Source organism: Kitasatospora sp. NPDC004723 (genome assembly GCF_040609255.1).
Lineage (GTDB): Bacteria > Actinomycetota > Actinomycetes > Streptomycetales > Streptomycetaceae > Kitasatospora.
In genome coordinates this window covers 16,393-41,431 of record NZ_JBEXJT010000028.1, presented here as the reverse complement: position 1 = coordinate 41,431, position 25,039 = coordinate 16,393, and the positions used below count along the sequence as shown (strand labels likewise).

24 protein-coding genes are annotated in these 25,039 nt (G+C 74.0%); 18 read left to right on the top strand and 6 right to left on the bottom strand.

The genetic code is table 11. From position 1 onward, the window contains the following. Positions 1–116: 116 nt before the first annotated feature. The 4 genes from ABZW10_RS24510 (at position 117) to ABZW10_RS24495 (ending at position 5,030) form a co-directional block, all read left to right on the top strand. Positions 117–332 (top strand): hypothetical protein, encoded by a 216-nt coding sequence (locus ABZW10_RS24510; protein WP_355369468.1) that lies wholly within the window; start codon positions 117–119, stop codon positions 330–332. Positions 333–487: 155 nt separating this feature from the next. Next, on the top strand, positions 488–940 hold the full coding sequence (locus tag ABZW10_RS24505; protein WP_355369466.1) for a GyrI-like domain-containing protein: 453 nt from the start codon (positions 488–490) through the stop codon (positions 938–940). A 214-nt stretch (positions 941–1,154) separates the two neighbouring features. After that, entirely contained in the window at positions 1,155–3,203 is a 2,049-nt protein-coding gene (locus ABZW10_RS24500; RefSeq protein ID WP_355369464.1) for a hypothetical protein, read from the top strand. A gap of 12 nt (positions 3,204–3,215) precedes the next feature. Beyond that, positions 3,216–5,030, top strand: coding sequence for a hypothetical protein (locus ABZW10_RS24495; protein ID WP_355369462.1), 1,815 nt, complete (start codon positions 3,216–3,218; stop codon positions 5,028–5,030). 32 nt (positions 5,031–5,062) lie between these two features. On the opposite strand, the gene ABZW10_RS24490 is transcribed toward ABZW10_RS24495, so the two are convergent. Further along, a complete protein-coding gene (locus ABZW10_RS24490) occupies positions 5,063–5,575 on the bottom strand; it encodes a helix-turn-helix domain-containing protein (protein ID WP_355369460.1) in 513 nt (170 codons plus the stop codon). 89 nt (positions 5,576–5,664) lie between these two features. Here ABZW10_RS24490 and ABZW10_RS24485 point away from each other — a divergent pair, with 89 nt between their 5' ends. The 4 genes from ABZW10_RS24485 (at position 5,665) to ABZW10_RS24470 (ending at position 8,860) form a co-directional block, all read left to right on the top strand. After that, positions 5,665–6,675, top strand: coding sequence for a S41 family peptidase (locus tag ABZW10_RS24485; protein WP_355369458.1), 1,011 nt, complete (start codon positions 5,665–5,667; stop codon positions 6,673–6,675). Positions 6,676–6,926: 251 nt separating this feature from the next. Further along, positions 6,927–7,601, top strand: coding sequence for a hypothetical protein (locus ABZW10_RS24480; protein WP_355369456.1), 675 nt, complete (start codon positions 6,927–6,929; stop codon positions 7,599–7,601). Between the two features lie 147 nt (positions 7,602–7,748). Next, a complete protein-coding gene (locus ABZW10_RS24475) occupies positions 7,749–8,369 on the top strand; it encodes a DUF2867 domain-containing protein (protein WP_355369454.1) in 621 nt (206 codons plus the stop codon). Between the two features lie 14 nt (positions 8,370–8,383). Further along, positions 8,384–8,860 (top strand): NTP pyrophosphohydrolase, encoded by a 477-nt coding sequence (locus ABZW10_RS24470; protein ID WP_355369452.1) that lies wholly within the window; start codon positions 8,384–8,386, stop codon positions 8,858–8,860. An 18-nt stretch (positions 8,861–8,878) separates the two neighbouring features. Here ABZW10_RS24470 and ABZW10_RS24465 read toward each other — a convergent pair whose 3' ends face one another. Then, entirely contained in the window at positions 8,879–9,757 is an 879-nt protein-coding gene (locus tag ABZW10_RS24465) for a hypothetical protein (RefSeq protein WP_355369450.1), read from the bottom strand. A gap of 708 nt (positions 9,758–10,465) precedes the next feature. Between ABZW10_RS24465 and ABZW10_RS24460 the strand changes: the two genes are divergently transcribed. The 6 genes from ABZW10_RS24460 to ABZW10_RS24435 all read left to right on the top strand — a co-directional run bounded on the left by ABZW10_RS24460 (position 10,466) and on the right by ABZW10_RS24435 (position 15,894). Further along, the gene (locus tag ABZW10_RS24460; RefSeq protein WP_355369448.1) at positions 10,466–12,136 is read left to right on the top strand and encodes an ATP-binding protein; all 1,671 of its coding nucleotides are present in this window, start codon (positions 10,466–10,468) and stop codon (positions 12,134–12,136) included. Next, positions 12,133–12,540 carry a roadblock/LC7 domain-containing protein gene (locus tag ABZW10_RS24455; RefSeq protein ID WP_355369446.1) on the top strand — a complete coding sequence of 136 codons (408 nt, stop codon included), beginning with the start codon at positions 12,133–12,135 and terminating at the stop codon, positions 12,538–12,540. The genes ABZW10_RS24460 and ABZW10_RS24455 overlap by 4 nt, the downstream gene beginning before the upstream one ends. Beyond that, positions 12,537–12,896 carry a DUF742 domain-containing protein gene (locus ABZW10_RS24450; RefSeq protein WP_355369444.1) on the top strand — a complete coding sequence of 120 codons (360 nt, stop codon included), beginning with the start codon at positions 12,537–12,539 and terminating at the stop codon, positions 12,894–12,896. Before ABZW10_RS24455 ends, ABZW10_RS24450 begins: the two co-directional genes overlap by 4 nt. Next, the gene (locus tag ABZW10_RS24445; protein WP_355369442.1) at positions 12,877–13,497 is read left to right on the top strand and encodes an ATP/GTP-binding protein; all 621 of its coding nucleotides are present in this window, start codon (positions 12,877–12,879) and stop codon (positions 13,495–13,497) included. The genes ABZW10_RS24450 and ABZW10_RS24445 overlap by 20 nt, the downstream gene beginning before the upstream one ends. Positions 13,498–13,712: 215 nt before the next feature. Further along, complete coding sequence (locus ABZW10_RS24440) at positions 13,713–15,125, top strand: cytochrome P450 (protein ID WP_355369559.1); 1,413 nt, start codon at positions 13,713–13,715, stop codon at positions 15,123–15,125. 118 nt (positions 15,126–15,243) lie between these two features. Then, the gene (locus ABZW10_RS24435; protein WP_355369440.1) at positions 15,244–15,894 is read left to right on the top strand and encodes a dihydrofolate reductase family protein; all 651 of its coding nucleotides are present in this window, start codon (positions 15,244–15,246) and stop codon (positions 15,892–15,894) included. 108 nt (positions 15,895–16,002) lie between these two features. Here the strand turns inward: ABZW10_RS24435 and ABZW10_RS24430 are convergent, their stop codons facing one another. Then, positions 16,003–16,788, bottom strand: a complete 786-nt coding sequence (locus ABZW10_RS24430; RefSeq protein ID WP_355369438.1) for an alpha/beta fold hydrolase — start codon at positions 16,786–16,788, stop codon at positions 16,003–16,005. Positions 16,789–17,004: 216 nt separating this feature from the next. On the opposite strand from ABZW10_RS24430, the gene ABZW10_RS24425 reads away from it, so the two are divergent. After that, positions 17,005–17,478 (top strand): hypothetical protein, encoded by a 474-nt coding sequence (locus ABZW10_RS24425; protein ID WP_355369436.1) that lies wholly within the window; start codon positions 17,005–17,007, stop codon positions 17,476–17,478. 65 nt (positions 17,479–17,543) lie between these two features. Here the strand turns inward: ABZW10_RS24425 and ABZW10_RS24420 are convergent, their stop codons facing one another. Beyond that, positions 17,544–18,086: a hypothetical protein gene (locus tag ABZW10_RS24420; protein WP_355369434.1), complete on the bottom strand. Its 543-nt coding sequence runs from the start codon at positions 18,084–18,086 to the stop codon at positions 17,544–17,546. Positions 18,087–18,263: 177 nt separating this feature from the next. On the opposite strand from ABZW10_RS24420, the gene ABZW10_RS24415 reads away from it, so the two are divergent. Both ABZW10_RS24415 and ABZW10_RS24410 read left to right on the top strand, forming a co-directional pair. Next, on the top strand, positions 18,264–21,101 hold the full coding sequence (locus ABZW10_RS24415; RefSeq protein ID WP_355369432.1) for a BTAD domain-containing putative transcriptional regulator: 2,838 nt from the start codon (positions 18,264–18,266) through the stop codon (positions 21,099–21,101). Between the two features lie 191 nt (positions 21,102–21,292). Next, entirely contained in the window at positions 21,293–22,690 is a 1,398-nt protein-coding gene (locus ABZW10_RS24410) for a carbohydrate-binding protein (protein ID WP_355369430.1), read from the top strand. A gap of 275 nt (positions 22,691–22,965) precedes the next feature. On the opposite strand, the gene ABZW10_RS24405 is transcribed toward ABZW10_RS24410, so the two are convergent. Next, positions 22,966–23,610, bottom strand: a complete 645-nt coding sequence (locus ABZW10_RS24405) for a GNAT family N-acetyltransferase (RefSeq protein WP_355369428.1) — start codon at positions 23,608–23,610, stop codon at positions 22,966–22,968. Between the two features lie 241 nt (positions 23,611–23,851). On the opposite strand from ABZW10_RS24405, the gene ABZW10_RS24400 reads away from it, so the two are divergent. Continuing rightward, positions 23,852–24,403: a YceI family protein gene (locus tag ABZW10_RS24400; RefSeq protein ID WP_355369426.1), complete on the top strand. Its 552-nt coding sequence runs from the start codon at positions 23,852–23,854 to the stop codon at positions 24,401–24,403. A 101-nt stretch (positions 24,404–24,504) separates the two neighbouring features. Here the strand turns inward: ABZW10_RS24400 and ABZW10_RS24395 are convergent, their stop codons facing one another. After that, complete coding sequence (locus tag ABZW10_RS24395) at positions 24,505–24,930, bottom strand: hypothetical protein (protein ID WP_355369424.1); 426 nt, start codon at positions 24,928–24,930, stop codon at positions 24,505–24,507. Positions 24,931–25,039: the final 109 nt, after the last annotated feature.

The window sequence follows — 25,039 nt, the reverse complement described above, 5'->3', positions numbered from 1 at the left end:
CCGCAAGACGCGAACCGCACCTCCGATGGACAGGATCAGTTCTCCACCAAGTCCCACTGCTACTCCGTGCCCAGAACCCATCCCGGCTGCAGCCGCACCTCCGCGACAATCGGTTCGTGCGCCTGAACTTCGACGGGACCACCCCGATGTCTCGGATGCTGCTGCTCAGTGCACTCCTCCTTCACTCCGACTTCCACGTCGTGCTGGAGCGGCCCGTGTTCGTCGCGGCGGGCGACCTCGTCTCGTACCGGGACGACACCCTCGTGGTGACGGACCCGGTCGGCGAGCAACACAGGTGCCCGGCCCGGGACAGCTACTGGATCTGCCGATGACCGCCCGGCCGTGAAGACCGTTGAGGGCCGGATCGCCGCCCCCGGTCGTGCGGACTACGCCGCTAACCACCGAGCCCGAATTTTTAAAAGCCCGTCAAATATATTTTTATACCTTGCTACCGTGGCCCCACGCCACCCGAAAGGAAAGCAAGGAAATGTTCACCCTGGAAGAAATAGCAGAATCCCGCATCGTCTATCTGAGGCGCACCGGCGCCTACGGCGCGGCGAACAACAACCACATGGAGAAGCTCAAATCCTGGGCCGCCACGCACAAGCTCCTGCGACCCGACACCGCCGTTCTGGGCATCGCCCACGACGACCCTGCAACGACCCCGCCGCACGCCTGCCGCTACGACACCTGCCTCCTCGTCCCCGACGACACCGGCATCCAGGACCCCGAGATCCGGGAGACCCGCCTCACCGGCGGTCCCCACGCCGTCCTCACCGTCCCGCACACCGCCGAGGCCCTCCAGCAGGCCTGGAGCACCCTCTTCCACGACCTCACCGCCCACGGCCACGCCCTCGACACGACGCGCCCCGTCCTCGAGCGCTACCGCCCCGACCTCCTCGCCCAGCACCTCTGCGAGATCTGCGTCCCGGTCCACTGACACCACACCCGGCCGGGCTACGGGTGCGGCTGCGACGAACGTTCCGGCGTTCGTGGCCGGCGGCCGCTCCATTGAGGTGGTTTGCATGCGTATCCGTCTCCCGGCGGCAGCGCCACGGGAACGGAGACCTGCAGCTGGATCAGCATCACGTCCAGGTCCCGACCGGTCCCCAGGCCGGCCGCCCCGCTTCCCCACATCACTGAAGGTGTCATCCATGACCGAGCCGCAAGGCCCCACCATGGCCGGTGGGACCCAAGCCATCACCTCCCAGGGCTACTACGTCACGTTCTTCCCCGACGCCAACAACTTCGACCTGATCAAGGAGGGGAAGAGCCCGCACTACTACTACTTGCCGACGCAGCTGCGCATCGCCCGCCGGGACGGTGAGAAGGGCGACTTCAAGTTCAGCCTTCTGCGCTTCATCGGCGGCATCACGAATCCCGTGCGAGAAGGGTCCGGCAACGGCGGGGAGAGCGGGGCGGGGCCCAAGGCCACGGGCGAGACGGTCGGCGGCCTGCTCAGCCTCACCACCACCGGCACGATTCCGGCGGCGGCGATGCAGGAGGCTCAGCAGCAGATCGTCAAGAACAACGCCAACAGCTCCAACGGGCTGTGGAACCACAAGAACCTGAAGCCCGAGTTCTCCCCCGTGGTTCTGATGTCCAACAACACCACACTCTCCAACATCACGCTCACTCACGAAGGCTTCCGCTACTTCGTACAGGACAAGGACGGCGGGGTGCCGGAACTGGTCACCCAGGGTGATCTCGCCGACCAGGACGAGAAGCTGCTCCTGCACGGGTCCCCCGAGAAGGACGGGGACATCGGCAACTGGTACTGGGTGCTGCAGGGCACCGGCGAGGCGGGGATCGACCCGGAGGCCGAACACGCGTTCACCGCCCTGGTCGGCAACTACCCGTCGCAGATCCTCTACGCGGGCTTCCAGGGCACTACGACCAGCCCGGTCTTCGCGTCCTCCGTGATGCAGATGCAGATGTGGACGCCCAAGGTCGAACTGACGATCACCGGCGCCTGGGATTCGATCCGCAAGCACTTCTCCGCCCACGCGAACGCCCACGGCTGGTTCTTCAGCGCCGACGTCAAGGCGCGCTTCGACGAACTCCGCAAGAGCGGGGACATCAAGGTCGTCATCAAGGTGCCCGGCAACTTCCCGGGCGCCGACAAGGTCGCCCAGCAGCTGACCGAGCGGTCCGACCTGCTGGTCGACAAGTTTATGGAGCTCGCCAACCACGTCATCTTCGAGCCCGTGGCCCCGAAGGAAACGGCAGCGGAGGCGTCGTCCTCCAGCTCGGGGGCCAGTCCGTGGGGCTTCGCCGTCGCCCTCAAGGCGAGCTGGGACGAGACCCATCTGGACCTGAGCTACCACGAGGAGACCCAGTTCAGCCACCTGCAGACCCACGTGGTCTCCAGTTCACTGGACGGCATGCTCCAGGAGATGGCGGCCGGCGGGGCGGAGGCGGAGAAGAAGTACTTCCCGCTGATCTACCTGGACGACTACCCCCACAAGCTGGTCCGGAACTGTATCCCCATCGTCAAATGGCAGACCGGGATCTTCAACAGCCTCTCCGTCCAGCTCGGGTACCCCGAGAAGAACGGGCAGCTCCTCTGGGAGGGCCACGTCTTCACCCGGCCGGCCGCCGGGGACAAGCCGGAGGTCTACACGTACCGGCAGGCGCAGAAGCGGGAGACGGACGTCAACAACCCGCCGGTCGGCTGGCATCCCGACGTCACCTTCGTCAAGCGGACCGTGCACTTCGACGAGCCCGACCCGAACGACGACTACGTCGTCGCACACCTCGAAACCGGCCTGGGGACGCTGGACATCGACCCCGGGCCCAACGGCACCCCGGTCAACGACGAGCTGGTCGAGGTCCGGGCCGAGTCCGCCAGACTGGCCTCGACCGAGATCGCGTTCAAGACCACCAAGAAGCTGTTCAACGAGGACTGGTACCTCGAATTGGTGCTCGAACCGGTGGACGACAAGGGCAACCCGACCGGAGGACCGTCCGCGACCTTCATCGGCCAGCAGGCCGACATCAACCGCAAGCGCCACTGGATCGTCTACCCGGTCGCCCCCGGTGGGAAGTTCGGCTACCGCTACAAGGTCACGGTGACGGACCTGGCCGAGGACTCGGAATGGACGTCCCCCTACCTGGTCAGCAACACCGACAAGCTCAGCGTCAGAATCCCGCGGAAGAACGATCCCGGAGTCACCTTCCGGTTCAGGAACTCCCAGGCATAGCGGACTGTCACCGTGAATGGCCCGACCGAGATCGCCGGCGCCCGCACCCACGAGGCCGGCGCACACAGCTACGTCCTCTACCCTGACGCGCGGAATCCGGCTCGGGCGGCCGGCCAGGCATCCGTCTTCCACTGGATGCCCGGCCGGCTCCACCTCGGCCGCACCACCACCGGCTACGACTTCCGCTTCACCCGCTACCCCCGGCGCGACATGGACGACCAGGAGGTCTGCGGCATCCTGCGGTTCGTCCTGGCGCCCGACCTGTCGGCGGCCGACGTCGACGACGCGCTGCGGGCGTTCCTGCTCTCCTGCCCGAAGGACGACCCCTACTGGGGCTGGTCCTCCTACAGCCGCGACAACTTCGTCCCGCTGACCTTCCAGTACACCCACACCACGCTCTCCAACATCACGGCCCGCGCGGACCGGACCGCCCGCGGCCTCGCCGGGATCACCCCCTGGTACTGCGAGACCCAGGGAGCGACCAGCGGCCCGATGTCGTCGGGCGACGCACGGACCTACACCACGCTGATGGGACGCGTCCCCACCCAGTGGCTGGAGGAGGCGATCATCGACGGCACCGCGCCGCTGGCCGTCAACCGCACCCTCGGCATCGAGTTCACCGCCCCGGTGCGGCGCCTCACGGCGCAGGGCGACTGGCACACCATCCGCTCCGGTCTGCTGGCCGAGGCCGAGGCGAGCGGAACCGGCACGCACCTCACGCTCGACGCCCTCAGCCGCGCGGTCGGCCGGCTGCGCGCCGACGGCGAACTCACCATGGACTACGCGGTGGACTCCACCGTCCCCGTGAACAGCCGCTACGACGGCCGCGTGCTGGACCGCACCGGCTGCGCGGACGCGTACTTCCTGGAGCTCGCGCGGGCCGCCGTACTGGAAGGCCCCCGGGCGACGGGCACCGCGCTGGTCGGATCGGCGGACGGACCCCCGAACCCCTGGGGGCCGAGCTGGCAGGTCGCCGCCGACGGCCCGCCGGAGCCGACGCTGGCGCACACGAGCGAAGGCGGCTACCGCTACCTCCGGGGTCTCACCCTCGACACCCGCTTCACCACGGAGTTCGACGAGATCCGGCGCGAGCCGTCGAAGTACTTCTTCAACGTCTACCCGGACGACGAACGGCACGACCTGACCCGGGTGTTCCGCCCCGTCCACGCCCTCGACAACCCGGCCGTCAGGGGGGTCGCCCTGAGCTGCCGCTACCCCGACGAAACCGGCACGTTCGTCACGCACCCCTGGAGTTCGTTCCCTCCGGCCGCCTCGCTGCGGGAGGATCCGCCGCCGTGGTACTTCAGCACGCGGTGGGTGCCGTACGAGGACGTCAAAGAGATCCCGGAACAGATGAAGGACTGGACTCCCAACACGACCTACGTCCAGCGGAACGTCATTGTCCAGTATCCGTCGGACGTGAACACCGAGCTCTTCGTGCTGAGCCGGAGCGACAGCGCCTCCGTCCACATCGAGCCCCCCATTGTCGGACGACCGTTCGACGACATCGCCATCGACGTCTCCCCCGCCATGCTCAACCACCTGGACGTCCACCCGATCCGGCTGCTGCCCGGTCTGCGGGCCGGCGAGCGGGCCGAGGTGCGGTTCGAAACGGTCGAGGGGACGTACGCGGCGACCTTCGCGTGGCCGGACCGGGACGACGACCGGCCACGCCGGTGGATCGTGTTCCCGGGGAACGGGGAGTCGTTCTCCAGGAGGTTCCGCTACCGGACGACCGTCCACGAGCACGGCGGCGGCACGCGCACCGGCCCCTGGCTCGAACGCCGCGGCAGCGGGGCACTGCACGTGCGCGTCCCCTGGACCTAGGAACCGGGACCACTGGTGAGGACGGCGGAGAGTCAGTCGCGGCCGGCGCCCTGCTCGTAGAGCGCCACCAGCACGCCGTGCACCGGCTCGCCGTCCGGGGCCTCGACGGCCTCGTCCACCAGGGCCTGGAGGGTGGCGGCGAGGTGGGCGGCCTGGGCGGCGGTCAGCCGGAGGTGGCGCAGCGACAGCAGTGGCTCGCGCGGGGCCTTGGCGCACTCCTCGGCCACCGCGCCGAGCAGGGCGGTGGCCGGTCCGGCGTCCCGGCCGGCCACGGTGATGCGGCGGGCGGTGCGCCGGTAGAGGTGCTCGCTGCCGCCGCGCACCTTGCGGGTCTCCACGATGCGCACGACGCCGGCCTCCTGCAGCACCTTGAGGTGGTGCGCCACCGTGCTCTTGCGGCTGTCCAGCGCCGCCGCGAGCTCGGCGGCCGTGGCGGGCCGCCCGCCGAGGGCCAGCAGCAGCCGTTGGCGCAGCGGGTGGGCGAGCGCCTTGAACTGCCGCGGGCTCTCGATGGTGAGGTCCTGCTCCGGGGTCTGTTGCTCCATGCGTAAAGCGTCCAATTTTCTTGACGCTTTCGCAAGTCGCGTGCTCTACTCCCCAGACCCGATCGATCACCACCAGCAGGGGACGGCACATGGCACAGCTTCAGCGGCTTCAGTCGGCCGAGATCACCGAGATCGTCACCGAGGTCGGCCGGCTGACGACCGGGCTCTACGTCTTCCCCGAGGTCGCCGAACAGATCGCCGGTCGGCTCGGCGAGGCGCTGTCCCGGGGCCGCTACCGCGGGGCCGAGGACCCCGAGGCGCTCGGCCGGCTGGTCACCGAGGACCTCCAGTCGGTCAACGGCGACGGCCATCTGCGGCTGAAGTTCCACCCCCGGGCGATCCCGGCGGAGCAGGAGGACGGCGCCCTGCTCGCCGAGTTGACGCGGGCCGCCGACCTCTCGCTCGGCGGCGTCCCCCGGATCGAGCGCCTGGAGGGCGGTGTCGCCCTGCTGAAGCTCGCGCCGATCCTCTTCCCGCTCGACATGACGGGCGAGTCGCTGAACGCCGCGCTCAACCTGGTCGCGCCGGCCGAGGCCCTGATCCTGGACCTGCGCGAGTGCGTCGGCGGCCACCCGTACACGACCGCCCACATCTGCGGTCACTTCTTCGACGAGCCGACGCACCTCAGCACCCTCTACGACCGCGAGGAGGGCGCCGAGCAGCAGTTCTGGAGCCCGGCACTGGTGTCCGGCCCGCGCTTCGGCGGCAGCAAGCCGATCTACGTACTGATCAGCAAGGCCACCTTCTCGGGTGGCGAGGCGCTCGCGTACGACCTCCAGCAGCGCGGCCGGGCCGTGGTGATCGGCGAGGCGTCCGGCGGCGGCGCCAACCCGCGCCGGGGCTTCACCCTCCACCCCCACCTGGAGGCCACCATCCCGACCGCCCGCTCGATCAACCCGGTGTCGGGCGGCAACTGGGAGGGCACCGGGGTGCTGCCGGACACCGGGACGGACCCGGCGCTGGCCCACGAGGTGGCCCACCGCGCGGCGCTGGCCGAGGTCGTCCGGCGCGGCGGTGACAGCCCGTCGGCCGAGGAGGCCCGGCGGGTGCTGGGAGGCGGGGCGGAGGACGACTCCGCGGCGGCGGGCGCCCGGCTCTGACGTCGAGGCCCTGACGTCGAGGCCCTGACGTCCGGCGCCGAGGTTCGGATCCGTACGTGCGAGCGGGTCCCAACGCGACGTTCGGGCAGGGGCGTTGGATCACGGGACCGATGGCGGCACGGACGATCGGCCCCGGGTCGGCAGGACGCCGGTTCCGACCGTCCGGGGGTGGGCCGATGTCGGCGGCGGGCCGTAGATTGCGGCGCGACCGAGCAGCTGCCGAACGATTCCCGGACAGGACACCGAGCCCGATGAACTCCGCGAACCCGATCCCCCCGAGCGACGCGCGCGACGACGCACACGGCGTGGCGCTCACCGAGCGTGCCATCGCCGCCGTCGTCGCCGATCCGCACCGGCCGATCCTGGACTACGGCCCGTGGGCCGGCCCCTGGCTGACCGGTGAGCCGGAGCCGATGGCGCCGGGCCTGCTCGCCGCCGCGGTGTTCCCGAGCGGGCGGCCGCTGCCGCCGAGCCTGCGCCGGTGGCTGGCCTTCGACGCCGGTCTGCTGCGCCGGTTCGGCTGGCTCGACGGGGACGGCCGCTTCACGCCCCGGTCGTTGGGCGACCTGGCGCGCGCGGAGTTCGGGGACGGCTGGGGCTCCTGCTTCGACACCGTCTCGGACCGCTTCGACGAGTGCTTCCTGCTCCCCGGCGGCTCGGACTCGCGCCGGGTGCTGGCGACCGGGGTGGGCGACGAGCACGGCGAGTACCCGGTGTTCGCGCTGGACATCGACGACATCCCGTGCGTCGAGCTGATGTATCCGGGCCTGGACGTCTACCTGGCCGACACCTCCGGCGCCCTCACCGTCGAGCTCGACGGGTACTCCCGCCTGGCCGAGGACGGTGTGTACGCCCGGCGGATGCTCACGCATGCGCACCACGTGTTCCGCGGCGAGTTCGCCGAGCAGTGCCTGCCGGAGTTCTGACCCGGGCGGGGTGGCCGGGAACTGTGCTCCGGCTCACCCGGCCCCCGCGTATACGCCACCGAATATGACCTCTAGTCTGCTCATATACGCTGGCGTACAGACGGGGCCCGCAGGTCGGCGCCCCGCGTTGGAAAGGCGGTACCGGCCATGCGACTTCCCCTCACAGCCCACACCCGTCGGCCGTGGCGCATCCACGAGTTCGCGCCCGACTTCCGGACCGAGGACGTCTGGGCCTTCCGCACCCCCGGGGCCGGACCGGGCGAGCTGGCCGTGATGCTCGCCGCCATGCGGGCGGGCGGCGGCTTCGCCCGGCAGTCCCCGGCCAACCGCTTCCTGTTCGCGGTGCGCTGGAAGCTCGGCGCCCTGCTCGGCTGGGACCGGCCCGAGGCGGGACTCGGCAACCGGGTCCGCTCGCTGCGCGAACGGCTGCCGCGCGAGCTGTCGGAGACCGTCGACCCCACCGCGCCGAGCCGGCTGCCGTTCACCCCGGTCTACCAGCTCCAGGACGAGTACGTGGCCGAGCTGGCGAACGGGACCGTCCACACCCTGATGCACCTCGGCTGGGTGCCGACCGGCAACGGCGAGCACCAGCTGCGGATGACTGTCCTGGTCAAGCCCAACGGCCTGCTCGGGCGGTGCTATCTGATGCTCATCGCACCGTTCCGCTATCTCATCGTCTACCCGGCGCTGACCCGACAGTGGGAGCAGGCCTGGCGGGACCACCGGACGGCGGTGCAGCGGGACGGCCGGGCAGCAGGGGGTGCGTGACAGACTTGCCCGCCATGGGCGAGAGCGATGCCGCACCGGGTGTGCCGCTGCTGGTGGTGGACGGGGCCAATGTCGTGGGCTCGGTCCCGGACGGCTGGTGGCGCGACCGGCGGGGCGCGGCGCAGCGGCTGCGCGACGCGCTCGCGCCGGTCGCCGGCCGCGGACTGGGCGCGGCGGCGGGCGACGACGGCCGACCGGACCTCCGCGATCGGCCCGACCGACCCGACCTTCCGCCGTGGGCGCGGACCGGGCCGCTGGAGGTGGTCCTGGTCGTCGAGGGCGCTGCCCGGGGCATCACGGCGACACCGGAGGTCCGGGTGGAGAGCGCGAGCGGCAGTGGCGACGATCTGATCGTCGACCTGGTCGCGACCGCGCTGGCCACCGCCCCCGGGCGGGCGTGCCTGGTCGTCACGGCCGACCGCGGGCTGCGCGCCCGGGTCACCGCCCTCGGCGCCGCGGTGGTGGGACCCCGCGCCGTCCGCCGTGGCTGAGCGCCGCCCCCGCGCGGGTCAGCAGCCCGGCGGCAGCCGGCCGTAGAGCTCGGCCACCGCGCCCGCCAGGGACGGCCCGCCGGGGTCCGCCGCCCGCCGCCCGGCCACCGAGGTGGGCAGCATCACCACCGCGACGATCAGCGCCGCGACGGCGAAGGCACCGAACCCGGCGATGCTCAACGGCAGTTGCATCCAGGTGCTGAGCCAGGTCACCAGCCACAGCTTCAGCAGGTTGCCCGCCGTGGCGACCGTCAGACCCGCCGCCGACCGCAGCCGCACACCGCGCCCCGGCAGCGACAGCCGGCTGAACTTGGGGCCGAGCAGGGCCCCCAGCGCGACCAGGGTGAGCAGTTGCCGCCAGCCGGGGCCGTTCGCCAGCGCGGCGCCGTCGAGCGCGGCGACCACCAGGCCGAGGCCGACGACGGCGAGCAGGTGCCGCGCGACGCCCCGCAGCGCCGCCCCGTCCCCGTCACGATCGGCCAGGACGGACCAGAGGTGGCGCACCGTGACGCCCACCAGCATGACCACCACGGCGGCGACCAGCGTCCCGCCCGGACCGGTCAGCCCGGCGGGCAGGCCGATGCCGTCGGCCAGCCGCACCGCCAGCCAGAGCGCCGCCGGCTCCGCCGCCAGCAGCATCGGGACCAGCAGCAGCGCCCCGAGGCAGGACGCGCACGAGCGGCCCGCCGGCAGGCGGCGCACCAGCGCGCCCCCGGCGGCGTGCACGGCCACCAGGAGCACCGCGGCGCCGAGCACGGCGGCGCACCGGTCGGCGGGCGGGCCGCCCAGGGCGAAGCCCGCCACCACCGCGGCGGCCACGGCAAGGCCCACGGCGGTGGCCACCAGGTCGAGCAGCAGGGCGGCCGGACCGGCCGCCGGCCGGGATCCGTTCGGCATCCGTCCCCCCGGACTCGGGCGTGTACGACGACGGTTCCCCGCCCACTCGTCCGCGACCCGTCCGACCGACCGTCGACTCCGGCGGACGGAAGCTCCGGTGGACCGCCGAACGCCCCGAGCGCCGGGGCGCACCACGACGCCTCTCAGCGCGCGTCCGACCATTCCCGCCGGGCGCGCGACGCCAGGGCGCACGCCCCCAGAACAAGGAACCGTCCTCGAACTCCCGTCAGCCGCCCGGAGGGCGGGCCGGGCGGCTCCCCCGGCCTTCGGCGACCGACGACAACGCGGTGTGGGGGTACCTCCCGGCCGCCGGGCTGGGGGCGGGTCGCCCGGCAGGCGGGAGGTCGGGGACAGCCCGTAGCACGAAAGGTCGCGTGCCGGCGGCAAGTTCACCGGGAGTCCGCTCGCATTGGCGAACTGGGCGTGGGCGCCCGTGCGTGGCGGGCGGCGCACGGTAAACCTGAGGCCGACACCGGCCCGGTCGCGGGCCCGGGAGTCCGGCCGGACCGCTCCCGCCGGCGCGCGCAGCGCACGGCCACGGCGGTTCCGGCGCCACCCGCCCCCGCCCGGACCGCACAGGCCTCCCGGGCCGACCGACCGTCCCCTCCCCCGTCCCCTCCCCGCCCGTCGACCTTCGACCTTCGACCGTTTTGAGGATGCTGAATGCTAGGTGCTGGTTCGTCACCCGGACGCCGGCGCTCCGCCCCCGTGCTCGTCTGGCTCCTGCCCACCCTCGCGACGGCCGCCGTCGCCTCCGTCACGGTGGCCGCGGCCTCGCCCGACGCCCGTACCGGGGTGGCCCTGTGCGCGGTGGTGGGCACCCTGGCGGTGGTCCTGGTCGCCGCCGAGGCCGCCCGCCGGGGCCGGGCGGCGGAGGAACTGCGTGCCCGGGCGAGCCGGCGCGAGGGCGAGTTGATCCGCCGGCTGGCCCGGCAGGAGACCGAGTACCTCCGGATGGCCAAGTCCGTCCTGCCGGCCGCGATGACCAGGTTCTCGGCGGGCGAGGGCCTGGACAGGGTCGTCAACGCGTACGCGCTGAAGGACGTCACGGTCACCGCCGAGTTCCGGGCGGCGCAGACGACCCTGCTGCGCTCCGTGCTGCAGACGGTCGAGAACGAGGAGGCGATGCGCGAGGCCGCCCAGCAGGCCTTCGTCAACATCGCCCGCCGCGTGCAGGCGATCGTCCACCGACAGGCCGCCGAGCTGCGCAGCATGGAGTACGCGCACGGCAACACCCCCGCCGTCTTCGACGACCTGCTGCTGCTCGACCACGGCAACGCCCTCATCGGCCGCCTCGCCGACAGCATCGCGGTGCTCGGCGGCGCCCGGCCGGGCCGTCAGTGGAACAAGCCGGTGCCGCTGTACAGCGTGCTGCGCGGCGGCATGTCCCGCATCCTCGACTTCGAGCGGATCGAGCTGCACCCGGTCTCGGACGTCGCCGTGGTCGGCCCGGCCGTCGAACCGCTCATCCACGCGGTGGCCGAACTCCTGGACAACGCCACCCGCTACTCCCCGCCGCACACCCTGGTGCACCTGACCGCGGTCGAGGTGCAGAGCGGCATCGCGATCGAGATCGAGGACGGTGGCCTCAGCCTCAGCGAGGAGGGCCGGGCCCGGGCCGAGCGGATGCTCGCGGAGGCGCAGGCCGGCATGGACCTCAACGACCTCGGCGAGACACCGCGGCTCGGCCTCGCGGTCGTCGGCCGGCTCTGCCGGGCGTACGGCTTCCAGGTCTCGCTGCGGCCGTCGGCCTACGGCGGGGTGCGGGCGGTGCTGGTCTTCCCGCAGCGCCTGCTCACCAGCGCTCACGCGACCGGGCGGGCGCACGGCATCGGCGTCACCGGGTCGTCCGGGCCGGAGCCGGTGGACGACCGCCGGCCGCACACCTCGCCGCCGCCGCGTCGCCCGCTCACCGGCCCGCCGCCCGGGCCGCTCGGCGGCGTGCGCATCGGCTCACCGGCCGGGTCGCTGAACCGGCCCCGCAACGGGTCGCCGAACGCGTCGCGGACCGGCTCGTCCTCGGGTGCGGACGACGTCCCGGTGGTGACCGAGTGGACCGCCACCGGTCTGCCCCGGCGCCGTCGGCACACCGGGCCGCCCGTCAGGTTCCGGTCCCCGGCCGGGAGCACTCCCGCCGGCGGCACCCCGACCGGCGGCACCCCGACCGGCGGCGCCCCCACCGGCGGCAGGCCGGCCGGCGGCAACGGTGCCGGCGCGCCGCCCGGGGAGCCGGCGGAGCCGGTGCAGCCCGGCCTCTGGCTGACCGCCTTCACCGAGGGCATCAACGGCACCGGGCCGAGCGACCACGGCAACGACCACACCAACGGCAGCGGCAACGGCAACGACGACTCGACCGGAACACGGAGGGACGAGCGGTGACTCGGCCACGGACCAACCTGGACTGGCTCCTCAAGCAGCTGGCGGACGAGGTCCCGCTCGTCCGCAACGTCATCGTGCTCTCCGCCGACGGCCTGCGGATCGCCCAGCACGGCACCGCGCCCGACGCCGCCGACCGGCTCGCCGCCGCCTGCGCCGGGCTGCAGAGCCTCGCCGCCGCCGTGGGCCACGAGTTCCCGTACGGGGACGGCCGGATGCGGCTGGTGGTGATCGAGCTGGGCGGCGGGTTCTTCTACCTGATGGCGGCCGGGGCCCGCGCCTACCTCGCGGTGCTCGCCGACGAGGGCGTGGACGCCGGGCTGATGGGCCAGCGGATGCGCGACCTGGTCGCCCGGATCGGCGAGCACCTCAGTACGCCTCCGCGAAGGGGCGAGCCCGTCGTATGAGCACCACCGGCCGGGACTGGGGCGAGGAGGCCCCGGAACGCTTCTACGTGGTCACGCGCGGGCACACCCAGCCGTCCGGACGGGCCGCGCTGGACCTGGTCACGCTGATCGTCTCCCGTGCGGAGCCCGCCCCCTCGATGCCGCCGGAGCACGCGGCGATCGTGCGCCTGTGCGGATCGCCGCTCTCCGTGGCGGAGGTCTCCGCCTACCTGCGGCTTCCCGTCAGCGCGGTCACCCTGCTGCTGGCGGACCTCGTGGCCGAGGAACGGGTCGAGGCGCGCGCCCCGGTCCCGGCCGCGCTACTCCCCGACCGTGCCCTGTTGGAGGCGGTGATGCATGGACTTCAGCGGCTCTGACACGGTGCTCGGGCCGGCGGACGAGGATCTGCTGCCGGACTCGGCCGCCACGGCCGTCAAGGTGGTGATCGTCGGCGGCTTCGGCGTCGGCAAGACGACCCTGGTCGGCTCGGTGAGCGAGATCCGCCCGCTGACCACCGAGGAGACGATGACCCAGGCCGGGGCGGAGGTCGACGACCTGGCCGGGATCGAACGGAAGTCCGAGACGACCGTCGCGATGGACTTCGGCCGGATCAGCATCACCGACGAGCTGGTGCTCTACCTGTTCGGCACCCCGGGCCAGGAGCGGTTCTGGTTCCTCTGGAACGGGCTCTTCGAGGGGGCGCTGGGCGCGGTCGTGCTGGTCGACACCCGCCGGCTGGAGATCAGCTTCGACGTCATCGGACGGCTGGAGGACCGCGGCGTGCCGTTCGTCGTCGCCGCCAACGCCTTCCCCGACGCCCCCGACTGCCCGGACGAGGAGCTGCGGCTCGCGCTCGACCTGCCGGCGGAGGTCCCGATCGTGGCGTGCGACGCCCGGGTCCGCGAGTCCGGACGGGACGTGCTGCTCGCGCTCATGCACTACCTCTACGACCTCGCGGAGCCACCGCCGGCGCAGTGAGCGCGCCCCCGTCCCTCCCCGTCCCTCCCCCGTCGACCACCTCCGGAGACACCGTGACCTCACCGTTCCGCGACGACGCCGCCCTCGCCCCGCCGGCCGGCTGCCCCGCCCACCGGGCCGGCGACCCCGGCGCCCGGGACCGGGCCCGCCTCGATACACCCGGCTCGCTCGGCTCGCTCGACGACCTCGGCCCCGACGAGCCCGGCCTCGACGAACTGCCCGTCGCGGGGCTCCGCCGGCTCTACGGGCCCGCGGCCGAGGCGGACCCGGCGGGCCTGTACGAGCAGCTGCGCGCCGAGTACGGCGAGGTGGCTCCGGTCCTGCTGCACGGCGACCTCCCGGCCTGGCTGGTCCTCGGCCACTCCGCGAACCTCACGGCGATGCGCACGCCCTCGCGCTTCTCCCGGGACTCGCGCCGCTGGTCGGCGTTCGAGGAGGGCCGGGTCCCGACGAACTCGCCGCTGATGCCCGTCATCGCCTGGCAGCCGCTCTGCGTCTTCGCCGACGGCGCGGAGCACCGCCGGCTGCGCGGAGCCGTCACCGACGGTCTGAACGGCACCGACCGGCGCGGGGTCCGCCGCTTCGTCACCCGCTACACCGCCGAGCTGGTCGACGGGTTCGGCGCGCGCGGCCGGGCCGATCTGGTGAGCCGGTTCGCCGAGCACCTGCCGATGCTGGTGATGACCCAGCTGGTCGGCATGCCCGAGGAGTACGGGCCGCGGCTGGTCGAGGCGGCCCGCGACCTCATGAAGGGCACCGAGACGGCGATCGCCAGCAACGACCACGTGGTCGCCGCGCTGCGCCGCACCGTCGAGCGCAAGCGCAACGACCCCGGGCCCGACCTGTGCACCCGGCTGATGCAGCACCCGGCCGGACTCACCGACGAGGAGGTGCTGGAGCACCTGCGGGTCGTCCTGCTGGCGGCGAACGAGACCACCGTCAACCTGATCGCGGACACCCTGAAGATGATCCTCACCGACGAGCGGTTCCGCGAGCACCTGTCGGGCGGTCACATGACCGTGCCGGACGCACTGGACCAGGTGCTGTGGGACGCCCCGCCGATGTCGCTGGTGGCCGGGCGGTGGGCGACCGGGGACACCGTGCTCGGCGGCCGGCGGATCAGGTCCGGCGACATGCTGCTGCTCGGTCTCGCCGCCGGGAACGTCGACCCGGTGGTGCGGCCCGACGTGGCGAAGCCGCTGCACGGCAACCGCTCCCACCTGTCCTTCGGCAGCGGCCCGCACGAGTGCCCCGGCCAGGACATCGGCCGGGCCATCGCGGAGTCCGGGATCGACTGCCTGCTCACCCTGCTGCCGGACCTGCGCCTCGCCGTCCCCGAGTCGGAGCTGGCCTGGACCTCGGCCTGGCTGTCGCGCCACCTGGTCGAGCTGCCGGTGGAGTTCACGCCGCCCGACCAGCAGCCGGGTGCGGCGGCGTACGCCAGGGAGGCAGCCGCGCCGGTGCCCGCCACCCCGCCCGCCGAGCCGCGTCCGGTGGACCCGGTCGAGGTGGTGGGGGCCGACGACGGGGACGAGGCGGGAGGGACGGGCGAGACAGGCGAGGTGCCGCCCGTTCCCCGGTCGCAGCGCGGGTGGTGGGACTCCCTCACCGGGTGGCTGCGGCGCTGACCGCCGTACCGGGGACGCCCCCGGTGGGCGCGCCCCCGGTGCGGGGACGGCGGGCGCGGCTAAAGTCGGCCCGGCCCCGCCGACCACCGCGCGGCGCCGACCGTCGAAGGGTGTCCCCGTGTCCCTGGTTCGCGTCCACAACCTCTCCCTCTCGCTCGACGGCTACGGCACGGGCGAGGGCCAGAGCCTGGAAGCCCCGTTCGGCCACGCGGGCGACCGGCTGCACCGCTGGTTCTTCCCCACCCGGACCTTCCACACCATTCTCGGCAAGGAGGGCGGCGACACCGGCGTCGAGGACGCCGTCGCGCACACCTGGAACGACGGCATCGGCGCGGAGATCATGGGCCGCAACAAGTTCGGCCCGCAGCGCGGCCCCTGGCAGGAGTACGAGTGGAAGGGCTGGTGGGGCCCCAATCCCCCGTTCCACACCCCGGTGTTCATCATGACCCACCACCCCAGGCCCAGTGTGGAGATGGCGGGCGGCACCACCTTCCACTTCGTCGACGGCTCCCCGCACGAGGTGCTGGCCCAGGCCCGGGAGGCCGCCGCGGGCCTGGACGTCCGCATCGGCGGCGGCCCGACCACCGTCCGCGCCTTCCTCGCCGCCGACCTGGTCGACCACCTGCACATCGCCGTGGTCCCGATCCTGCTCGGCCGCGGCGAGCGCCTCTGGGACGGCCTCGAAGGCCTGGAGCAGCGCTTCCACGTCGAGTCCTTCACCGCCCCGAGCGGCGTCACCCATCTGACCTTCACCCGCCACCCGGCCTGAGCCGTCCGGCGACCGCGAGCTGCGGCAGCCACCTCAGCGGTCTCGGCCCGCCCATCGGTGGCATGGGCTGCGGGGCCGGCGTGACCATGGGCGCTTGTCCTGCCCGTCCTACTCGGCGAGGTGGGGCTCCAGGACGGCGAGCAACTCGGTGGGGGCGTCGACCGGGACGAGGTGGCCGGCGGTGGGGAACTCGACCAGGGTGGCGCCGGGGATCGCGGCGGCGTAGCGGCGGGCGATGTCGCGGAAGTCGGGGACGTCGAGGGCGCCGGCGCCGACCAGGGCGGGGACGGTGATGGTGGCGAGGTCGCCGGTGGCCACGCCCTGGGAGTGCTCGCCGACGGCGGCCTGGTTGGCCAGGGCCGTCCGCAGCGGGTCGCGCAGGCGGTCGGCCGTGCCGGGCGCCACCTCGTCCCAGGAGCGGGCCGGGCCGCGCACCCACATGTCCAGGTTGACGCGGACCGCGGCGTCGAGGTCGCCCGCGGCCAGGGCCGCCGTCTCGGCCTCGTCGTAGGCGATCATCCCGGCCGACCAGGGGTAGCGCGGCCACGGTGCGGCGAGCACGGCCAGCGAGTGGACCCGTTCGGGGTGGGTGAGGGTGAAGTCCACGGCCACCCGGCCGCCCCAGGAGGAGCCGACCAGGCGGACGCGCTCGTGGCCGAGGTGGTCCAGGAGGCGGCGCAGGTCGTCGCTCTCGCGGAACGGTCCGGCCGGGGGCGCGGACTCGCCGAAGCCGCGCAGGTCGTACCGGATGACGGTGTGCCGCCGCGCGAGCGCGGGGGCGACCGCGTCCCACATGCGGTGGTCGGCGATGCCGGCGTGCACGAGCACCACGGGCGGACCGTCGCCGGCGACGACGTAGGAGAGGTGGCCGAGGTCGTCGGCGAGTGTGATCATCCGCAGATCGTCGCAGCGGACGGGCGCACGCGCCACCCGTTGACGATCGTCACGGTGCCGTCCGGTGCGCCCCCGGCCGCCCGGGTGCGCCCCGGACGGGACCCGGATGGGACCGCCCGGTGAGGTTTACCGTTCCCTCGGGGGTGCCATATCCGAGGCTGCGAGCCCGATCCGGCGGTCGGCCGGGCCGGGCCGACCGAGGGAGGGGACACCCGTATGACAGACACCCACCGGTCCGCGCTGCGGTACACCGCCGACATCACCGCGGAGGACATCGACGGCCTGGCCGGTTTCATCGGCCGGCGGATCGTGCTGCCGCGCGCGGCGGCCGGCGCGCCGGGGAGCGAGGAGGAGCGGATCGGCGACGCGCTGTCCCGGACGGTGGCGGCCCTGACCCGCAGCGCGCGGGAGGTGCTCCGCACGCTCACCGCCCTGGCCGCGGCCACCGCGGCGGCGGCCGGGGCGGCGGAGGAGGCCGCACCGGAGCCGGGCGGCCGGGCCCGGTCCGGCGACGACGCGGTGGAGGAGCTGATGGTCCGGCTCAGCACGCTGTGGCGCTACCTGCTGACGGCCGCCGAGGCGTGGAGCCACCTGCCGGACTACGACGTGGCGCGCTGGCGGCTCGACAACCACCTGGACGCCGAGCACGAGGCCCGAGCCCGCTGGCTGGCGGCCGGCGAGGCCTGGTAGCGGCGCAGGACCGGCCCCGGCCCGGGTGGGCGGGGCCGGCCACGGGAGTGGTGGGGCGGCGGCGGTCAGTCCCAGGGGTTGGCGGCCTGGTCGTTGATGTTCACCCAGAAGCGGACGTTCTTGGGCAGGTTGCCGTTGGCCCAGAACGTCCAGCCGCCGTTCTGCGAGTAGTTGGGGCCGTAGTGCCCGTCGTGGAACTCGGCCTGCCGCCAGTTGCGGCCGAACTGCTGGCGGCAGATGGTGTTGGCCGCCTCCGGGCTGGTCAGCTCCGTTCCCTTCACCGGGCGGCTGATCTCCACCTCGCCCAGGGCCCAGCCGTTGTAGAAGCCGATGACGATCCCGGGCGGGGCCGGGCGCCGGTCCTGGTTGAGGCAGAGCACCGGCAGCGAGTTCCAGGCCGGGGTGTCACCGTTGTACGGGTCACTGGCGGTACCGCCGGGGCCGCCGACCTGGACGGCGTAGCCCGCACCGTAGTTGAGGAGCTCCCAGGTCAAGCCGGGGTGGTTGGCCGTGGTGGTGGCCTGCGCGGCCGGAGCGGCGGTCAGCGGGGCCAGGGCGGCCACGGCGGTCGCGGCCGCGACGGCGGCGAAGCGCTTGATGCGGTTCATCGGTCTGTTCCTCCAGGGAACTCCGGGGCGGGGTGATCACGGTGCCGTTCCCCTGCGGGGCCGGCACACACCGACCCTCTCAACCGCTCGCACGATTCTGGCATGATCTAGTCATCAGATCGTCACCAAACGCGACGGTCCGACAGCGGTGTGCAGGACCCTGGGGAGGGGAAGCGCATGGAGTTCGCGATTCTGGGACCGCTGGAAGTCCGGACCGGCGGGGGCGAGCGGGTCCGGCTGGGGGGCGTACGGCAGGAGCGGCTGCTCGCCGCCCTGCTGCTCAACGCGGGCGGCGCCGTACCGGTGGCCCGGCTGGTGGACGCGGTCTGGGACGAGCGCCCGCCCGCCACCGCCGACCGCCAGGTGCGCAACCTGGCCGGGCTGCTGCGCCGCGGCTTCCGGCAGGCCGACCCGGCCGGGCCGCCCGCGCTGCTCACCGACGGACGCGGCTACCGCATCCGGCTCGACGGACACCGGCTGGACGCCCGGACCTTCGCCGACGCGGTCGCCCGCTCCCGCCGGACGGCCGCCGCCGGACAGCCCGCCGCGGCGGTGGAGGAACTGCGCGAGGCCCTGGCACTGTGGCGCGGGCCCGTGCTCGACGGACTGGCGGGGCAGTCGATCGCCGCGGGCGCCGTACCGCTGGACGAACTGCGGCTCACCGCCTGGGAGGAGTGCCTCGACCTGGAGGCCGGGCTCGGCCGGCACCGGGCGAGCGTCCCCGAACTCACCGCACTGGTCACCGACCATCCGCTGCGGGAGCGGTTCGTCGGGCAGCTGATGCGGGCGCTGCACGCCTGCGGGCGCACCGCCGACGCGCTGACCGCGCACCGGCGCTTCACCACCCGGCTGGCGGAGGAGCTGGGGCTCGACCCGAGCCCGGAACTGCGGCGGCTGCACCTGGAGTTGCTCAGCACCGAGGCGGTCCGCGAGGACGGGCCGGGCCCGCACCGGGGGGACGGGTCGCGCCGCGCACCGGCCCGGGACGTCCCTCCCCCGGTGCCCCGGGCGGCGCCGCCCCGGCCCGCCCAACTGCCGCCCCCGCTCGCCACCTTCACCGGACGCGACAGCGAACTCGCCGGCCTCGACGCCTTCGCCGACGCCGCCGCGCCGTCGGCCGCCCCGTCCGGCGCCGCCCGCGTGGCCCCCGCCGCGCCCGCCGGGCGAATCTGCGCCGTCTCCGGCAGCGCCGGGATCGGCAAGAGCACGCTGGTCGTCCAGTGGGCGCACCGGCGGCGCGAGCACTTCCCCGGCGGCCAGCTCTACGCCGACCTGCACGGCTTCTCCGCCGAACCGCCGCTGCCGCCGCACGCCGTGCTGGCCCGCTTCCTGCGCGCCCTCGGGGTGCCCGGCGAGCAGGTGCCGAGCGTCCCCGAGGAGGCCGCCGCCCTCTACCGCTCGCTGCTGGCCGGCCAGCGGGTCCTGGTCGTCCTGGACAACGCGCGCAGCGCGGAACAGGTCCGCCCGCTGCTCCCGGGCGCGCCGGAGTGCCTGACCGTGGTCACCAGCCGCTCCGGGCTGGCCGGGCTGACCGCCCGGGACGGCGCCCGTCCGCTGGCCCTGGACCTGATGCCGGCGCGCGACGCCGTCGCCCTGCTGGACCGCGTCATCGGTGGCCGGCGGGCCCGGTCCGAGCCGGCCGCCGTCGCCGAACTGGCCACCGTCTGCGGCCGGTTGCCGCTCGCCCTGGCCATCGCGGCCAGCCGGCTCGCCGAACGCCCCGGGCGGACCGTCGCCGACCACGTCGCCGAACTGCGCGACACCGGCGACCGGCTCACCGCGCTGGCGATCGACGGCGACGCCACCTCGGCCGTCCGCGCCGCACTCGACCTCTCCTACCGCGCCCTGCCCGCCACCGCCCGCACCCTGTTCCGGCTGCTGTCGCTCGCCCCCGGCCCCGGCCTGTCCACGGCCGCCGCCGCCGCGCTCTGCGGCGAACGCGCCGCCGTCGTGCGCCCCGTCCTGGAACAGCTGACCACCGCCCACCTGCTCACCCACGAGGGCGGGGACCGCTACCGGCTGCACGACCTGCTGCGCCTGTACGCCGCCGAGCGCGCCGAGGCCGAGACCGGCCCGGCGGTGCGCACCGCCGCCCGCGAACGGCTCGGCACCTGGTACCTGCACCACGCCGACGCCGCCGCCCGGCTGCTCACCCCGCGCCGCCGGCGGATCCCGCTCGCCCCGCCCGGGCCGTGGTACGAACCGCCCGCGTTCGGCACCGCCGCCGAGGCCCAGCGGTGGTGCGAGAGCGAGCACACCCACGTCCTGGCCGTGGTGCGCGCCGCCGCCGGGCACGGCCCCGACGACCTGGCCTGGCGGCTGCCGGTGGTCCTGTGGAGCTACTACTTCACCAGCCCGCACCTGGACGACCGGGAGGAGGCGGCCCGCCTCGCGGTGGCGGCGGCCGAGCGGTCCGGCGACCGCTACGGCGAGGGCCACGCCCGCAACGACCTCGCCACGGCGCTCGGCGCGCTCGGCCGGCACGACGAGACGCTGGCCGAACTCCGGCTCTCCCGCGCCCTGTTCGCCTCGATCGGGGACCGCGACGGCGAGGCCGATGTGATCGGCCACCTGGGCGACCACTGTCTCAGCACCGGCGCCTACGGTCAGGCGCGGCTGTACTACCAGGGGGCACTGGCGTTGCTCCGGGCGCAGCCGGAGGACCGGCGGGACGACTGGGCGATCCGGGTGTGCGAGACCAACATCGGGGTCACCGCGATGCTGACGGGCCGGGGCCGGGAGGCGGGCGAGTACCTGCACCGGGCACTGGACCGCCACCGCTCCACCGGGGACCCGGTGCTGGAGGGCATCACGCTCTACCACCTGGGGGACCACCACCGTCGGCTGGACCATCCCGAGCAGGCGGCGGAGCGGCTGCGGCAGGCCCTCGCGGTGATCGACGGGACGACCGGCAATCCTCGGCTGCGGGCCGACGTTCTGGCCGCGCTGGCCGCGCTGGGCGAGCCGGCCGACCCTGCGGAGCCGCCCGGGGCGGCGGGCCGGGAACCGTGCTGACGGGACGGGGGCGGTCTTGACGAAACGGTCCACGAAAAGGTGTTCTGTACCACGGAGCCGGCCCGTCGGCGTGCGCGCGGTCCCGGTGGGGGTATAGCCCGGGGCCGTACCCCCGGGTGACATCTCCCCCGTCGGCGGACGAGGCTCCTACGGTTTCCCGCAACCCCACACCCCGAACGCGGGAGACCCCCATGCTCCGACGACCCGCCAGGGCCGCGTGCGCCGTCCTGGCCACCACCGCCCTCGCGCTGACGGCACTTCAGGGCACCGCCGGTGCCGCCGCCGCGGACCCCGCCTCCGGCCCGGCCGTCCGGGCCGCCGCCGCGGCCGTGGCGGCCGCACCGGAAACCCTCGGCGTGGCCGCCGCCACGCCCGAGGTGCTCGACGCGTTGCAGCGCGACCTCGGACTGACGGCCGGCCAGGCGCGCTCCCGGCTGGCCAACGAGGCCCGGGCCGGAGCCAGGGCCGGGGCGCTCGCCCAGGGCCTGGGCGGCAGCTGGGCCGGCTCCTGGGTGGAGGGCGCCGACGCGGCCACGCTGGCCGTCGCCACCACCCGGGCCGCCGACGCCGCGACGATCCGCGCCGCCGGCGCCCGGCCGGTGCTCGTCGCCCACCCGCTGGCCGCGCTGGAGGGCGCGCTGGCCGCGCTCGACCGGGCCGCCGAGCACGGCGCCGCGGGCCGGACCGACGCGCTCGCCGCCGCGGTGCGCTACGTCGACGTGCGCAGCAACACCGTGGTGGTGCGGGCCACCGACCCGGCCGCGGCCGAGCGGCTGGTCTCCGCCGCCGGGGTGGAACGGGCGGCCGTCCGGGTGGAGGCGGTGGCCGAGGCCCCGCGCCCGCTCTACGACCTGCGCGGCGGCGACGCCTACTACATCGACAACAGCAGCCGCTGCTCGATCGGCTTCCCGATCACCCGGGGAAGCACCCAGGGCTTCGTCAGCGCGGGCCACTGCGGCCGCGCGGGCTCCAGCACGACCGGGTCCAACCAGGTCTCCCAGGGCACCTTCCAGGCCTCGGTCTTCCCGGGCAACGACATGTCCTGGGTCGCCACCAACAGCAACTGGACGGCGACCCCGTACGTGAACAGCGCGTCCGGCGCCGTGAGCGGATCGGTGCTCCAGCAGGTCGGCGCCTCGGTCTGCCGCTCCGGCTCCACCACCGGCTGGCACTGCGGGACCATCCAGCAGCACGGCACCAGCGTCACCTACCAGGAGGGCACCGTCTCCGGCGTGACCCGCACCACTGTGTGCGCCGAGCCCGGTGACTCGGGCGGCTCGTTCATCTCCGGCACGCAGGCGCAGGGCGTGACCTCGGGCGGCACCGGCAACTGCTCGCAGGGCGGTACCACGTACTTCCAGCCGGTCAACCCGATCCTGCAGGGCTACGGCCTGACGCTGAAGACGGACTCCCAGGGCCCCGGCCCCGGCGGCCCGGGCAACCCCGGCGGCACCTGGGCGGCCGGCACCGTCTACCAGGCCGGTGACACGGTGACCTACGGCGGCACCGCCTACCGCTGCCTCCAAGGCCACCAGGCGCAGGTCGGCTGGGAGCCGCCGAACGCGCCGGCGCTCTGGCAAGCCGCCTGACCTCCGGCGGAGGGCGGGGTGGCCGTACGGCCGCCCCGGCCGCAGGAGCACGGCGCGACGGCGGGCCGCAGCTGTGAGACCTTGGACGGGGGCGAACCACCAAGGAGGCCCGATGTCCTCGAAGCGTCGCCGCAAGAAGAGGGCCCGCCGCAAAGGCGCCAACCACGGCAAGCGGCCGCAGTGCTGAACCGGCGCCGAGCCGTTTGCTGCCGCCCTTGCCGTCGCCCGTGACGCCGCGCCGGTCCGGACCTCCGTCCGGACCGGCGCGGCGGCGTTCACGCCTCGGGCGCGTAGGAGAGGCTCGCCATGGGAGCGCGCACGCTCCAGCCGAGCGCCGTGTACAGCGCCCGCCCCTCGGGGGTGCCGACCAGGATGCCGGTGACGGCCCCGCCCCGGTGCCCGGCGTCCTGGAGGGCCCGCATCACCAGCGAGCCGAGCCCCCGGCGGCGATGCCCGGGGTCGGTCTCGATCTGGTCGGCGACGGCGGTCGCCCCGGTGACGGCGAGCCGGCCGCGGGCCGCGAACCGGCCGTCCCCGGTGCGGACCAGCACCTGGACCACGCCGCCGCGCCACCAGTTGGTGAGGGTGTATCCGGCCGGCACCGCCGGGCTCCCGGCGGCGAGCGGTACGGTCATCAGGTAGCCGGGCACGTCGTGGTGCCAGCCGGGGCCGAGCCAGGGGCGGACGGTGTCGTCATCGGCGAAGAGCTTCAGCCAGGTGCCCGGCGCGGTGGTGGCCGCGACCAGCTTCCGGACGTCGGCCTCGGTGGGTTCCGGCAGGACGTGCCGGGCCACCTGTCCGGGCTGCCCGACGTCGATGCTCCAGCCCCAGGGCTCGTCCACCGGATCGGCCGCGCCCCGCGAAACGATCCAGCCCTCGACCCATGCCCGCACCAGCTCGTTGACGGTGGGCTCGTCCACCTGCCACCCCCTGTAATAGCCACGCATCGAGTTCATATCTTACGCACCGCCGGTGGCACCGGAAGCGGAGCGGCGGTCCGCCCGGCCCCCGCCCGCCCCGTGCGCCGAGGAGTACGACATCGCCGCCAACAGCTGCGGGGCAACCTGCCGCAGGCCTTCGTACACGCGATGATGCTGGAGTGCGCGGCCGGACCGGCCGCGCCGCCGTCCTGACGGATCCACACCAGCACGGAGGCACACCATGACCGTCCCGCTTCCCGACCTCACCGGCGACTACGTGCTCGACCCCGCCCACACCCGGATCGGCTTCGTCGCCCGCCACGCCATGGTGACCAAGGTCCGGGGCTCGTTCACGGCCTTCGAGGGCACCGCCCACCTGGACGGCGGTGACCCGGCCCGCTCGGCCGGCCAGGTGACCATCAAGTCCGAGAGCATCGAGACCGGCGTCGCACAGCGCGACCAGCACCTGCGCACCAACGACTTCCTCGACGCCCCCACCTACCCCGAGATCACCTTCCGCAGCACCTCGGTCGAACCGCGCTCCGACAGTGACTTCCGGGTGACCGGCGACCTCACCATCAAGGAGACCACCCGCCCGGTCACCATCGACTTCGAGTACACCGGCAACGCCGTCGACCCGTACGGCAACCTGCGCGTGGGGCTGGAGGGTTCGGTGACGATCAGCCGCAAGGAGTTCGGCATCACCTGGAACGCGGCGCTGGAGGGCGGCGGCGTCCTGGTCGGCGACAAGGTCGTCCTGGAGTTCGACATCTCCGCGATCAAGCAGGTATAGGGCCTCCGGCACGCCGGACGGGGTGCCCCCGGGGCTGCCCGGGTGGGCCCCGTCCGCCCGCAGGTGCCGCTCCCGCGCGCCGACGCCGGAAGCGGCCGGGCTCAGGACGCGGCCACGCGCGCCGCCTCCAACTCGGCCACCAGCCGCTTGACCCGCCGGTTGGTCCCGCCCGAGCTGTGCCCCGACAGCATGTGCAGTTCGTCCGACCCGCCGGAGGCCAGCACCAGCTCCGGGACGTCGGACGAGTAGACGTTGCCCGACAGGACGGCCACCCGCACCTCCCGGATCTCCGACCACGCGTAGGAGCGCGCCCCGAGCAGTCCGGAGTACTTCAGCCCGGCCGGCCCGTAGGAAACGCCGAACGCCGGCGCGCGGAACGTCAGCACCACGCCCGGCACGCCCAGGACCAGGACCGGGATCAGGTGCTGCACCTTGTGCACGCCCATCGTCAGCACCACGGCGACCAGCAGGCACGCACTGCCCATCAGGAAGTAGACGAGGGCCGTGAGAGAGCGCCTCTTCCGCATGTCCGTCCCCTTTCCGGGGGCCCGCGCCGCCGTCCGGGATCCGGACGTGCCGCCACCGCCCGTGGACAAGCATACGAACGGTGCCGCGCGGCACCGCCGTCGCGGCGCC